This window comes from Paraburkholderia elongata (assembly GCF_013177735.1).
Taxonomy (GTDB): Bacteria; Pseudomonadota; Gammaproteobacteria; order Burkholderiales; family Burkholderiaceae; genus Paraburkholderia; species Paraburkholderia elongata.
On sequence record NZ_WOEZ01000331.1, the window covers coordinates 1 to 12494 of the forward strand.

A 12494-nucleotide genomic window follows, 5' to 3' on the forward strand; every position below is an offset into this window, starting at 1 on the left:
ACGAGTTTGGCCTTGCGCGCACGATTTTCATCGAGGTGGCGAATGTCGAGACCGTAGATGTGATTCTTGTCGTCCTTGTAATGCCGGACCATTGCCAGAATCGAAGCCGTATTGAACACCAGCACGCCTGTCACACCGATCGAAAGCGCGATACGCACCGCCGGATCGGTCGCGGAAGCAGTCACCGCGATATAAACGTAACCTAGCGTGACCCATAGCAGCAGCAAGGCGATACATGCCATCAGGCGATCCCGGGCAAACATTCCATTGATGCGCTTTTGCATTGTGTGTTCCATCTTCAAACCCTCCTCGGTCGTGTCGGCATACGCCGGCGGTGTGGGTAGTTCGGGTAGACAGACAAGCTGACAGGCGACTTCGCAATGACGTTGAGAGATTCCCTTTCGGCAACAAAGTTTCTCCGCGGTATTTAGCGTGTCAGGCTACCCTGTTGTCAATATGCTTTGAGTGGGTAGACACGGATCGGCTCGAACGAAGCCCGTTGATGCAGCACGGTAAGTTGCGGGCCGCCAAGGGCGGCCGGCATCGCGGCGTGCAGCCTGTAATAAGCGCACAAGGCTATGTCGCAGAGCAACATGAAGCCGCATTCCAGCCGCTGACGCCACAACGAAATTGTCACTGCACCCTGGGTAAACGACAGCGTCGGAGAGCGGCGTTTACATCACCTGGCACGCGAAGCATTCTCGCGCTGCCTGGCGGTGGTCAATGCGGGAGCAATCGGTATGCCGCGTTCGGCACGCGCTAGGATCTGCTTTTGAGCGACTCCGCTGACCGGGTGAAATGCAGCATCAGTTTTGCTTTTACGTCGGAGTCAAATTCAAGCGCGTTGATGGCCTTCTCCATGCATATCAGCCATGCTTTGATTTCAGTGAAGCCAATCTGTAAGTGTTCATGCATGGCCCGCAGGTTTGCATGCCCCATCCGCTCCGCGTAGTACTGGGGGCCGCCAAAGAAGCCCGACAGAAATTCAAACTGCGCCAGGCGGACGTGGTTTATTCCGAACCCTTTGAGATGAAGAGCGTGAACGATCGCTCCGTCTGGATCCGTTTCGATGATGTCGTAAAATTTTTCGACGAGCCGTTTAAGCGCCTGCTCGCCGCCGATCATCTGATAAGTCAGTATGACTCCCGTGGCAGCGAGGCTGGCCGCCGTGGGGAAGTGAAACGCGGGTTAGCATGCTGCCAGAGCCGCAAGAGTGTGGCCGGAGCCACCACTCGACGGTTTGTTTCCCGCACGGAGGCCAGCATGAACCAGGATAGCACGTTGTATGTTGGGCTGGACGTTCACAAGGACTCGATCACGGTTGCCTACGCGATGGGCCTGAACGAAGTTGAACTGTTCGGCAAGATCGGCACGACACAGGTTGAAGTCGATCGCCTGTGTACGCGGCTGCAATCCAAGGCTCGGCATGTTCACGTTGTCTATGAGGCAGGCCCTTGTGGCTATGGACTGAATCGCCGGCTCGTCGGGAAAGGCTTCGATTGTATGGTCTGTGCGCCATCGCTGATTCCGAGAAAGCCCGGTGATCGCGTCAAGACCGACCGGCGTGACGCGATCAAGCTGGTGCGTTCGCTGCGAGCCGGCGATCTGTCCGCAGTGCATGTGCCGACCGTGGAAGACGAGGCGTTTCGCGATCTGGCCAGGGCGTGGTCGTCCGCCCGTGACGATCTGAAGCAGGCACGGCAGCGGCTGAAGTCTTTCCTGCTGTCGCACGGCGTACAGTACTCCGGCCGGGCAAATTGGGGCCCGGCCCACCGGCGCTGGCTGAGTACCCTTTCGTTCGACAGTGCGTGGCAGCAACTGGCGTTCAACGAACACCGCCGCACCATCGAAGATCGCCTCGCGCAGTGTGACCGACTGGAGGCAGCGCTGCGCGAAGCGGTTGTTAGCTGGCGGTTCTATCCGGTCGTGCTTGCGTTGCAGGCGATGCGCGGCATCCAGTTCACGTCGGCGGTGGGACTGATATCCGAGCTGGGCGATCTGTCGCGCTTCGACCATCCGCGACAGTTGATGGCGTGGCTCGGCGTCACACCGTCGGAACATTCATCAGGTAGCAAACGGCGCCAGGGAAGTATCACCAAGGCCGGCAACAGTTATGCAAGAAAGCTGCTGGTCGAATCAGCCTGGAGCTACCAGCATCCGGCGCGCGTGAGCAAAGACATACAGAGACGACAGGAAGGCATACCCAAGCCCATTGTCGATCGGGCCTGGGATGCCCAGCTACGCCTGTGTGGCCGATATCGCAGGCTTGTGGCCAGAGGAAAGAGCCCCCAGGTTGCAATCATTGCTGTGGCTCGTGAACTGGCCGCGTTCATCTGGGACATCGGCCGGATGGGGATGACCCTGGCGGTGCCGCAAAGCGAACAGCCTGCGTAACGACGAGTTTCTCCAACCACCCAACAGCTCATACACTGCGAGAGTTTCCTGAAGGCGGCGTAGCCCGGTATCTGAGTAATCCGCGCTCCTGTTTGGCAACGGTATCAGGCCGACTTGCGGGGTAAGAAAGCGGCAGGCTCATGACACGGACCTCTGTAATGCGGTACCCAATCCGCGAATATCAGCGTGATCCACCGTCGAGATTTACTGCTACGTCGCCCTCAGGAAATTCAAAAACGATTATGAAGAAAAAAACCTGAAAACCACCCTATTGACACGGGGAGTCATATCAACAGTTGGACGTTGCGCTTCCATGGTGCCGGTGCCCCCACGCAGGTTGCATTGCCAGCCTGAGCCGGTTTGACGCCTCAAGCGCCTCACCCACGAGACGTTCGATCACCTCGGCTGCCGACGTGCCGGTATTCACGAGCGCGGCCGATTCCCCGGCAAATAGCGCCATCTTCTCGTGATCTCCCACCGTGCTGCGCAATGGCGAATCGGTGCTGAACTTGTAGATGGGACGTCCGTCGTCATGCGCGATCACTTCGCGCGGTAGCGTATCTGGATGATTGCCGAACCAATGCTCCGCCGCTTCCTGAGTCACGCAATTTGCCAGTACACGGACCGGGGAATGCGGCGGCCAGTTGATCGCGAAGAGGTCGGTGTACACCGTATCCCCTGCCTTGGCATCGAGAATGCGCTGCTTGTGATAGGCATGCGCAAACGACTCGTGCGTGGCCAGAAAAAGGGTACCGCAATGAATGCCCGAGGCGCCAAGGGCGAGGGCGGCAATCAGCCCGCCTCCGGTCGCAAACCCGCCCGATGCGACCACCGGCACGCGCACATGCCGTACGACCTCGGGTAGCAACGTCAGAATGCCGGTACGTCCGCGGACGTGGCCGCCGGCCTCGATACCCTGAGCGATGATGACATCCGCGCCGGCCTTCGCGGCGGCGAGCGCGTCTTCAACGGAGCCAACCTGATACAGCACAATCGCCCCGGCGTCCTTGGCTCGCCGTATCGCTTCGGGTACCACGTCCCAGAAAAAGCACAGCGCCGGCACGCGTGCCGCGAGGCACGCGTCAAGCTCTGCAGCAAAGAGCCCGGATTCTGTCGCGGATGGGATGAGGTTGACGCCGAACGGCCGATCCGTCACGGCCCGCACCGCGGCGATTTCGCGCTCGATCAACTCAGGCGGTTCGCGAACCATGCCGAGCAGGCCAAACCCACCCGCCTTCGAAACGGCCGCAGCAAGTTCAGCGCGTGCCGGCCCGCCCATCCCAGCCGAGATAATCGGATCCCGGCAACCCAGCGCCAAGGTCAGTTCAGTAGCAAACGGTGCAGCGTTTGTAGTCATGGCCACCGCCTTGTTGCAAGTAGAGGGATATCTTTTGCGCGAGGCACATCAGCCGCTTCGCTTCGACCCTCGATGATAATCCCCTTCAGAACGAATGCCGCATCCCCACCCGCACATCGGCCTGAGTCGTTGTCGTGGACGGTGTGAAGCTGTAGCCGATCACCGCGTTCACACCGCTCGACGCCTTGAGGTAGTCCCCTGACACATACACGTCGGTACGCTTGGACAGCAGATAATGTAGCCCCAGCGTGCCCTGGTTCCAGTGATGGCCTTCGAACGACGTGTACTGATAGCCGCCGATCGCGCTGAACGCCGGTGTCACCTGCCAGATCGCGCCGCTCTCGCCCACCTGCATATGCGATGAATTGCCGAATGCCTTGATCGTCGTGTACGTGTAGTTACCGTTCAGCGTGACCGTGCCGATCGCATAGCTCGCACCAACACCGAAGGTGCCCTGCTTGTCCACCGGGAACGAGGTACTCGAATACAGATCGGTGATCGCGCCCGTCGCGGGATCGACGCTGACCGTCGGCCGGCCGAGGAATGTGCTCGTGCCTATCATCGCGTACGGATCGAACGCGTAGATGCCGAACGGATTGTTCAACTGTGTATAGGCAGCGCCCATCGTGAACGCGCCGTGCGCATAGTGCGCGCCCACGCTGTAGGCGCTGTTCTGATGGAAATTTCCCGCCTGATTGCCGAATGAATACATGCCACCGAACATGAAACCGCCAAATTCGTTCGAAAGGAACTTCACCGAATTGGGCAACCGATCGCCATTGAAGCGGTCGAAATCGCCCTGGTGAATCGCGTAGCCACTACCCCATGCCGAGATGTTGTACGAGAACACCATTTCCTCGGTCATATCGAGCTGATTGCCGAACGACAAGGTGCCCCACGAATTCGCCAGCCCGACATAGGCCTGACGACCGAACTCCGCACCGTTGAAGCCAAGCGTACCGTTACCCAGGTGGAATCCGTTTTCGAGCGTGAACACCGCGGACAAACCGCCGCCGATATCTTCGGTGCCCTTGATGCCCCAACGATTGCCGTAGGACACGCCGTCGTCGAACTTGACGACGCGCGAGCCGCCGGTATTGTTCACGTACGTGATACCGGCGTCGATGATCCCGTACAGCGTCACGCTGCTTTGGGCCAGGCTGGTCACGGGGACGCTTGCGAACGCGAGCGCTACGCCAGACAGTGCTACGGCAGTCAGTCTTTTCATTGTCAGGTTCTCTCTTGTCTTGCTGGAGTCTTGCCGGATAGATAGCGAGTTTTGCGCGCTGCCATGCGCAACCCGTCGGATACTGTGTGGCTAGAGCAGCCTTAATGAAGCAGCCGTCTCACACTGGCCAAACAGGACGACATCAGCGTCACACGCGAGAAATGCGTGGGCAAGAGAGATGGCTGGGCGCTACAAGCCCCTGACTCGACAATTACGATGAAGCATAGAGTGATCGCATCGAGATGCGACAAGGGAAGAACATATGTACGCGTTTTAGGAAGGCGTGGTGGTTCGAGGCCTGGCGGCCATTTGACGTAGTCGCCGGGCTTCGTGCGCAGTCGTGCATTGAGCCGCGCCTACCCCTTCCCTACGTCGGCGAGTACCCCTTTGTTGCTGAGGGAGTAGTCCTTCTTCTACCCCTTCATGGCGCGCTTCATGTCGCCTTTTTTGTTGTCTTTTTTCACACGCGGATGTTTATCGACCACATCGCTATGAGGTCGGGTCCATCAGAGCCGTAACCTGCGCCAGAGACCGGGCACCGTCACCACTGCTCTCACACTTGAAAAACTCCAATAGCACGCGTTCGTGCTCGTAGAGCCAGCGAAGCACAGCTTTATCGGAGCCTGTCGCGTTTTCTGCAAGGAGGCGGTATCGCGCCACGTACGGCGGCAACTCCCTTGCAAAGGCCACTACAAATTCCAGCCAGCTCATGACGCAGTACGCCTCAGCGCGCTCAATACCCTCTTGCCGCTTGCCATCCGGCTCGTCCGTGGACATCCCCCATCGAGCGAGCAACGCCTTTAGCCTTGCTCGTGTCTCGCTTTCGAGATGTGCAAGCACCATCAGCTTCTCGCGCTCCCTTGCAAACGGCCCGTGCTCTGCCAGCTTCAGGAATACTGTCTCCCCCCAAATCTCGTCGTGATATGCGGCAAGAACACTTGCTTTGATTTCGTTAGAATATTTAATCGCATGCGGGACGTGATCTCCGCAATCGTGACCAATGCTCATTCGGCATCCTCTGACCGTTAGTTTTCCTGTCCGGATCGGTTCACTCGCCATCGTCAGATCGCATCTAAACCGTGACTCTCCAAGGCCGATCGCACACCATCGGATAGGCCGAACGTTAGACTGAAATAGTGTTGCTGAGGTGGCCCTCCGGAAGTGGCCATGCCAGCGAGTCATTCGACTTCCCGGTCGACCGACTGTACCAGCAGCAGTATTGCCTTCCAACAATACCTAACGCGGGGTATGGCGCCAGAGTCGCCGCTAAGGTCGAATGTCAAGCACACATGCTTTCCGTTGGTCTTTGCAATTGTGAGGAGCACGGGCGGTCGAGCTTTCGTGCATGCGAATCTGTTTTTGCAAAACCGTAAGAATGATGGAACGAGCTAGTATCAGGTGCAGCATTTCGGACGACAGCGATACATTCGTACTACTTGACGACTGCGAAGCCACCTCTGAGAAGCCATATAGCCGTCTATATACCGGCTACGTGCGGGAAATCGTTTGTACCGACTGTAATCAAATAGACAAGGTTGTCGATGAGGTTGAGGATGAAATTCGCCGCGGCCTGCATGCGATTGTTGTCGCCGACTACGAGTTTGGTGCTCAACTGCAACTGCGAGGTACGCACGAAGGAAAAGCAACGTTCCTTGTCTTCGAGCAATGCACTCGGTTATGTAAAGTCCAGGTGGACCAATGGCTTTGCCAGAAGGATGGAGGAGCCGCCACGCCATCGCTGGCAGGCGTGACCGGCATCACGCCGTCGGTCAACGCTCCCGAGTTTGCCGATGCGATCCAGTCCATACACGAATCACTCCACGCTGGTGACGCCTACCAGATCAACTTCACCTATCGGCTTGAATTCGACGTCATCGGTCATCCTATTGGTCTGTATCGTCGCCTCCGCTCGCGTCAACCCGTGCGCTACGGCGCGTTGATGTCCTTGCCGACAGGAGAATGGGTGCTCTCCTGTTCACCCGAGCTCTTCGCCAGCAAGGGTGGACCGCTTGTGCGCTGTCGCCCGATGAAGGGAACTGCACCCCGGTCGTCAGATCCGGATGTCGATCGTGGGGCAGCCCGTTTTCTCTCGACGGACCCGAAGAACCGGGCAGAGAACGTAATGATCGTCGATCTCCTGCGGAATGATCTTTCGCGCATCGCCGAGATTGGTACGGTCCGGACACCAGCGCTATTCACGATCGAGGAATACCCATCCGTATGGCAGATGACCTCGACGGTCGAAGCGACCATCCGCCGCGACTGCTCTTTCGCCGATATCTTGCGCGCGCTGTTTCCTTGTGGTTCGATCACTGGCGCCCCGAAGCACATGAGCATGCAGTTGATCAAGAAGCTCGAGAACACGCCACGAGGAATATACACCGGGGCAATCGGCTGGTTAGAGGCTCCCCCTCTATCAGATGGAGATAGAGTTGTGCCGGCCTGTGGAGATTTCTGTCTTTCCGTAGCGATTCGCACGATTACAATCTCTGCCCCGAGTCCATCGAACACGCGCAGAGGGCGCTTAGGCGTCGGCGGTGGAATCGTACTCGATAGTCACGCCAAGGATGAACACGCAGAGACGTTGCTCAAGGCGAGATTTCTTACTGAAACTGAGCCGATGGCCTGGGTAAACTAGCCAGAAAGATACAGCGGCTAAAGACCGCGCTGCGGAAGGCAGCCGGAGTCGAACCGACCTGAGCGCGTCTGACGCCCTCAACTGTGTTTGAAGCCCGGTCTTTTCGCCCGTCCGGCAAGGGTTCTGCAGACCTAAGTGGCACTACAGTGTCATTTGTCTAAAGAGCGGTCATCGGAGCCGATGGCCGCTGCTCAGTGGAAACATTATTCTGTGTGGGCCGCACCTCAGAAGACGGTTAGCTGCGTTATCCGCGATGACCAGCCGCAAATCACGACATCTGTATCTTGCCGAAACCCGACATTTTCATATTGCTGCTACAACAAAAATTTTGCTCATTTTTTTATGTCAAATGCATAGGACTACGAATAATATTACACCCACGCTGCTGCTGGTCGTAATGTTGTTCCTGCAATACCGGCACGACAAGGCGTGGACATTCACGGAAGAACAAGCCCTACGCCGCGTGTTGTATACAAAACTGTTCTGCCGACACGCAACGCACACGATTTCATAACCCGAACGGTGGCAGCTCCGTACACTGGGTGAGCATGGAGCTTGACGTTCAATACTGGGAACAAATTTACGCTGAGAATAGGGCCAGTTTTTGGCAAACGATCGAGTCCTTCGCGAGGCCGCGTCGGCGACTGGCCGTCTGCGATGAGCAAACCAGATTGCCTCGCCGGGCAGTCTGGAAAGCTGGATTTTGACGTTGAAACGTACGCAATTGCGTTAGACAGGTAGTTGCATTTTATCTCGTAATGTCTCGGGACAGCAGCCAGCGCCAACCTCACCACGTAAAAAAATCTCCGTCCAACCGGCAGGGACAACCGTACGTGAAGGCACCTCCTCGAGACGCCGCCCAGACTGCCTCGATTTTCAAAACACGATCGTTTCAGTTTCTGGTCGATGCGGTGGGTGCAGAGAATATCGCGTTAGGACTCGAATCGAACATGACGCGCGTGGCTGAACTGATGAAGGGTGAGAGGTTCACGCCCGAGACCGCCTTTCATATGGAAACCACGCTCGGGCTGCCGCATGGCTTCTTCGACCAGCCCAATCCTGCGCTCACGGCCGAAACCATCGCCCGCCTGAAGTCACCGCTCGACTTCGTCCGAACAGACGACGAACAAGAGGTAGTGCCTGAAACACTTGAACCGGCTCCCGCCGTGAACGGCGGCCAACAACCATTTCTTAAAGATAGTTCGTTCGAGGAAGCGCAAATGCCAAAGAGAGCAACTGGAGGGTCACCCAGGGCCGTCAGGAATAGTCGAAGCGAGATGGTCGAACAGCCTAAGCCCCCTGCCCTGCGGAAAGGTTCGTCTTCGAAAGACAGGACATCTCATGAAACGACCCGGCAGCAACCGCTGGCATTAGACGACAGCGCCGTGGTAGAAGACATTCGACGTGCTAACCTCCACGTCCTCACAGCTCGCAACGGATCGAAAGCAAGACTTGGTGTAGTCATGGCGATGAGCGGCTCCAACATGGCCCATCGGCTATATGGCAAGAAACGCATGGACAGTGTCGAAGCAAACCGTTTCACGGAGCGACTGGGTTTGCCAACTGGCTGGTTGGACACGCCGCGCTCCGAAGCCGAGATCCCTGGTTCGGTGTCGCGTTTGCTTACCCCTGCTTCGCGCGGGCGTGCATCCGTTGAACAACACGAGCCGCTCGCGGCTGCAACGAAGGATGGCGTGCCAGGCAAACCCGCCGATGCGGAGGCGCGCACGCGGCGCGCCCGCGCGGGCGTCCACGGCGATCCGCAAAGCTCCTCACCTCTTTCGGCGGATGTCACAGCAGAGAAAGAGACGATCGGCGTCAGCCCGGAGGATCATGTAAGTGGTGCCCCCGACGAGCCTGCCGGTCGCTCACCTGAAGAAAGTGACGGCGACGTTCCCGCAGCCACACCGGGAACCCTTCCGTCGCTCCCAGCCGCAGTAATACGGCAGCGAAGCGCGGTGCCGCTCCCCTCAGTGACCAGCCTGGACAACCTTCACGGTATCGAACCGATCGCGGAAGCCTTACTCAGGACGCTGGCAGGTAAAGCACGCACTGGTCGATTGGACGAATTGAAGGCTCTGGAACTTTTGCAGCAGGCGGTCCTGTTGTGAGTCGGCGGTAGCGTGCCACGCCCCATTCTGCCATGACACATGAAGCGCATCGAGGTAGCCTGGACCCGGTGCGCGCGAAGGATCACCCCATTTCCGATCGACGATCGACTGCGGACCCCGTCCTTGACCGGCCGTGAGCGCTATGCTTGAAGAAGCGAAGTACCCGCGCGGTCGAACTGTCGTATCGTTCTGCCAATGCCGTTCCCGACCCACCACCTCCGCGAGGCTGACTTGTGACATATATCCGGAAGAGATCAGCTTCGCGGTGATATGCGGCAAAAAATTTCGGCCAGCGGAATTGTAGGCGCCCTCTGCCAGCGCTGGGCCTACTACCCGCGCGAGTGAAGAACGCCGAGGGACCAGCGAGCGGCGCTGAGACAACCCAACACGCCGACACCCGGGTCCGTGGCTCAGTGATCGAGAAATTGCCGTAGCTTGTCGGCGCGACTCGGGTGCATCAGTTTTCGCATCGCCTTGCTTTCGATCTGCCGAATCCGTTCGCGCGTCACGTCGAACTGTTTGCCCAACTCCTCGAGCGTATAGTCCGACGCGGTATCGATCCCAAAACGCATCCGCAGCACCTTCGCCTCACGCGGCGACAGCGCATCGAGCGCGTCATCGATCGCGGCGCGCAGGTTCGCATGCACGGCCGCGTCCGCGGGCGATGCCGCCATTGGATCTTCGATCATATCGCCAAGCGTCGCGTCGGCGTCCTCGCCCACCGGCGTTTCGAGCGACACGGGTTGCCTGGCGACCTTCAACATGCTGCGAACCTTCTCTTCCGGCAGTTCCATGCGCTGGGCCAGCGCCGCAGGATGAGCCTCGCGTCCAGTCTGCTGCAGGATCTCGCGCGAAATCCGGTTGAGCTTGTTGATCGACTCGATCATATGCACTGGCACGCGAATCGTGCGCGCCTGATCCGCAAGCGAACGCGTGACGGCTTGCCGCACCCACCACGTTGCGTAGGTCGAAAACTTCCAGCCGCGTCGATATTCGAATTTGTCGACGGCTTTCATCAGGCCGATGTTGCCCTCCTGAATCAGATCGAGAAAATGCATGCCGCGGTTCACGTACTTCTTCGCGATGGAGATCACGAGGCGCAGGTTGGCCTCGATCAACTCGCGCTTCGCTTGCCGCATTTTCGACTCGGCCGCCATCATCTGCCGGTTGATCTTCTTCAACTGTTGCAGCGGCAGTATCGCGTTCGCTTCGATATCGATCAGCTTTTGCTGTTCGGCCTGAATGGCGGGCAGACTGCGTCCGAGCGCGGCTCCATACTCGCGCGACGCCGCGGCCGTGCGTTTGGTCCAGCCAGGATCGGTTTCGTACCCCGGAAACGACTCGATGAACTTCTCGCGCGGCATCCGGCACCGGTCAACGGCAATATGCAAAATACGCCGCTCGACCGCGCGCACCTGCGCGACCTGTTGCTGGACATCGGCACACAGCCGATCGATGGCTCGTGCTGTGAAGCGAATTGGCGCCAGTTCGCGCTGGATTGCTTCGCATATGCGTGCGAAGGCAACCTGCCCCTTGCCTTGCGCGGCGTCCCCACGCGGAATCTGATCGAACAGCTCGCGCACTCGAGCAAATATCGCGAGGCTGTCGCTCGTGAGCTGTTTCAGACGCGCTTCGTTCGCCTTCGCCGGGTTCCCCTCCTCGATCTCGCTGTCGTCAGCGTCCTGCCCGTCGTCGTCATCGGCGGTGTCCCCGTCGATATCCGGTGTATCAGCGGAGTCCGACACCGACGGCCCGGCCGCTGCGGAGTCTTCATTGAGACCGTCGACCAGTTCGTCGATGCCCAGTTCATTGGCTTCGATCTGCTCCGCACTCGCAAGGATCGCGGAGACAGTCGCCGGGCAGGCCGCAATCGCCTGAATCATTTCGTGAAGGCCGTCTTCGATGCGCTTTGCGATCTCAACCTCGCCCGCGCGATTCAACAATTCGGTCCCGCCCATTTCACGCATGTACATCCGCACGGGATCGGTCGTGCGCCCGAATTCGGAATCCACCGTGGAAAGCGCGACTTCCGCTTCCTCATCGGCCTGGTCGTCCGACACGGCTGCCGGCGCAGCATCGTTCAGGAACAGCGTCTCCGCGTTGGGCGCCTGCTCGTAGACCGCTACGCCCATGTCATTGAAGGTGGCGACAATGGTTTCGATGGCCGCGGTCTGCGCGAAATTGTCCGGCAAGTGATCGTTGATTTCGGCGTGAGTCAGGTAGCCGCGCTCCTTTCCCAACTGGATGAGTGCGCGCATCTGACGCTGCCGTTCTTCGTCCTGCAACACGGTGGACACTGCGTCGATCGACAGCAACGCTGCGGTAGCCTTGCCCTTCACTGCGCGTCGGCCCGCAGCCTTCGGCGCGGATGCGACGGTGTTTGGCCCTGAATCTTCCCGATCAAAACGTGCCATACATTCTCCTGGACAGGCTTGCCCGGCGATAGCGAGACCAGCGGCTACCCGCACTGCGGCCGGCGAGCCACGACATTGATGGCTGAAGGCGAGTACGAGTGATAGATCGCAACGAGCAAAGGACGCGGCCCGCTTGCGTGAGCGGGCCGGTTGGAACAGCGCGAAAAACAGCGCACGGAAACCACAGCGTGACATTATAACATTGATTGCTGCGCCGCACCAATCGAACCCGTTCGCGCAACCGGGGAGCCTCCCGCACCCCGAAACGGCATGTTGGCGTTCGCCGCTGGTTCTCGCTCATACGGTCTGGTGCAACCTTGGCCTTCATATCGCGATACAGGGTGTTCATCAC

Annotated in this window: 9 protein-coding genes and 1 tRNA gene; 3 read left to right on the plus strand and 7 right to left on the minus strand. The window is 58.7% G+C overall.

The annotated features are described in order from the left end of the window. Together GNZ13_RS50640 and GNZ13_RS50645 are read right to left on the minus strand one after the other, a co-directional pair. A partial coding sequence (locus tag GNZ13_RS50640; protein WP_236002569.1) for a hypothetical protein occupies positions 1-284 on the minus strand: 284 nt, incomplete at its 3' end. A gap of 475 nt (positions 285-759) precedes the next feature. After that, positions 760-1125 (minus strand): group II truncated hemoglobin, encoded by a 366-nt coding sequence (locus GNZ13_RS50645; protein ID WP_172178985.1) that lies wholly within the window; start codon positions 1123-1125, stop codon positions 760-762. 138 nt (positions 1126-1263) lie between these two features. Between GNZ13_RS50645 and GNZ13_RS50650 the strand changes: the two genes are divergently transcribed. Continuing rightward, positions 1264-2394, plus strand: coding sequence for an IS110 family RNA-guided transposase (locus GNZ13_RS50650; RefSeq protein ID WP_172178986.1), 1131 nt, complete (start codon positions 1264-1266; stop codon positions 2392-2394). 289 nt (positions 2395-2683) lie between these two features. On the opposite strand, the gene GNZ13_RS50655 is transcribed toward GNZ13_RS50650, so the two are convergent. The 3 genes from GNZ13_RS50655 to GNZ13_RS50665 form a co-directional block, all read right to left on the minus strand. Continuing rightward, positions 2684-3751: an NAD(P)H-dependent flavin oxidoreductase gene (locus GNZ13_RS50655; RefSeq protein WP_172178987.1), complete on the minus strand. Its 1068-nt coding sequence runs from the start codon at positions 3749-3751 to the stop codon at positions 2684-2686. Between the two features lie 85 nt (positions 3752-3836). Continuing rightward, positions 3837-4979, minus strand: a complete 1143-nt coding sequence (locus GNZ13_RS50660) for a porin (RefSeq protein WP_172178988.1) — start codon at positions 4977-4979, stop codon at positions 3837-3839. A gap of 489 nt (positions 4980-5468) precedes the next feature. Next, positions 5469-5987, minus strand: coding sequence for a hypothetical protein (locus GNZ13_RS50665; RefSeq protein ID WP_172178989.1), 519 nt, complete (start codon positions 5985-5987; stop codon positions 5469-5471). A 370-nt stretch (positions 5988-6357) separates the two neighbouring features. On the opposite strand from GNZ13_RS50665, the gene GNZ13_RS50670 reads away from it, so the two are divergent. Then, complete coding sequence (locus GNZ13_RS50670; protein ID WP_172178992.1) at positions 6358-7617, plus strand: chorismate-binding protein; 1260 nt, start codon at positions 6358-6360, stop codon at positions 7615-7617. A gap of 30 nt (positions 7618-7647) precedes the next feature. Here GNZ13_RS50670 and GNZ13_RS50675 read toward each other — a convergent pair. After that, positions 7648-7730 (minus strand) — tRNA-OTHER (locus GNZ13_RS50675). Positions 7731-8450: 720 nt separating this feature from the next. Here GNZ13_RS50675 and GNZ13_RS50680 point away from each other — a divergent pair. Beyond that, positions 8451-9728: a hypothetical protein gene (locus tag GNZ13_RS50680; protein ID WP_172178990.1), complete on the plus strand. Its 1278-nt coding sequence runs from the start codon at positions 8451-8453 to the stop codon at positions 9726-9728. 410 nt (positions 9729-10138) lie between these two features. On the opposite strand, the gene rpoD is transcribed toward GNZ13_RS50680, so the two are convergent. Continuing rightward, entirely contained in the window at positions 10139-12142 is a 2004-nt protein-coding gene (rpoD, locus tag GNZ13_RS50685) for an RNA polymerase sigma factor RpoD (RefSeq protein ID WP_172178991.1), read from the minus strand. Between the last annotated feature and the right edge of the window lie 352 nt (positions 12143-12494).

Coding starts and splice junctions, on each gene's coding strand:
- GNZ13_RS50650 (WP_172178986.1), top strand. CDS start 1,264: ATGAACCAGGATAGCACGTTGTATGTTGGGCTGGACGTTCACAAGGAC.
- rpoD (WP_172178991.1), bottom strand. CDS start 12,142: ATGGCACGTTTTGATCGGGAAGATTCAGGGCCAAACACCGTCGCATCC.
- GNZ13_RS50655 (WP_172178987.1), bottom strand. CDS start 3,751: ATGACTACAAACGCTGCACCGTTTGCTACTGAACTGACCTTGGCGCTG.
- GNZ13_RS50665 (WP_172178989.1), bottom strand. CDS start 5,987: ATGAGCATTGGTCACGATTGCGGAGATCACGTCCCGCATGCGATTAAA.
- GNZ13_RS50670 (WP_172178992.1), top strand. CDS start 6,358: ATGGAACGAGCTAGTATCAGGTGCAGCATTTCGGACGACAGCGATACA.
- GNZ13_RS50645 (WP_172178985.1), bottom strand. CDS start 1,125: ATGATCGGCGGCGAGCAGGCGCTTAAACGGCTCGTCGAAAAATTTTAC.
- GNZ13_RS50660 (WP_172178988.1), bottom strand. CDS start 4,979: ATGAAAAGACTGACTGCCGTAGCACTGTCTGGCGTAGCGCTCGCGTTC.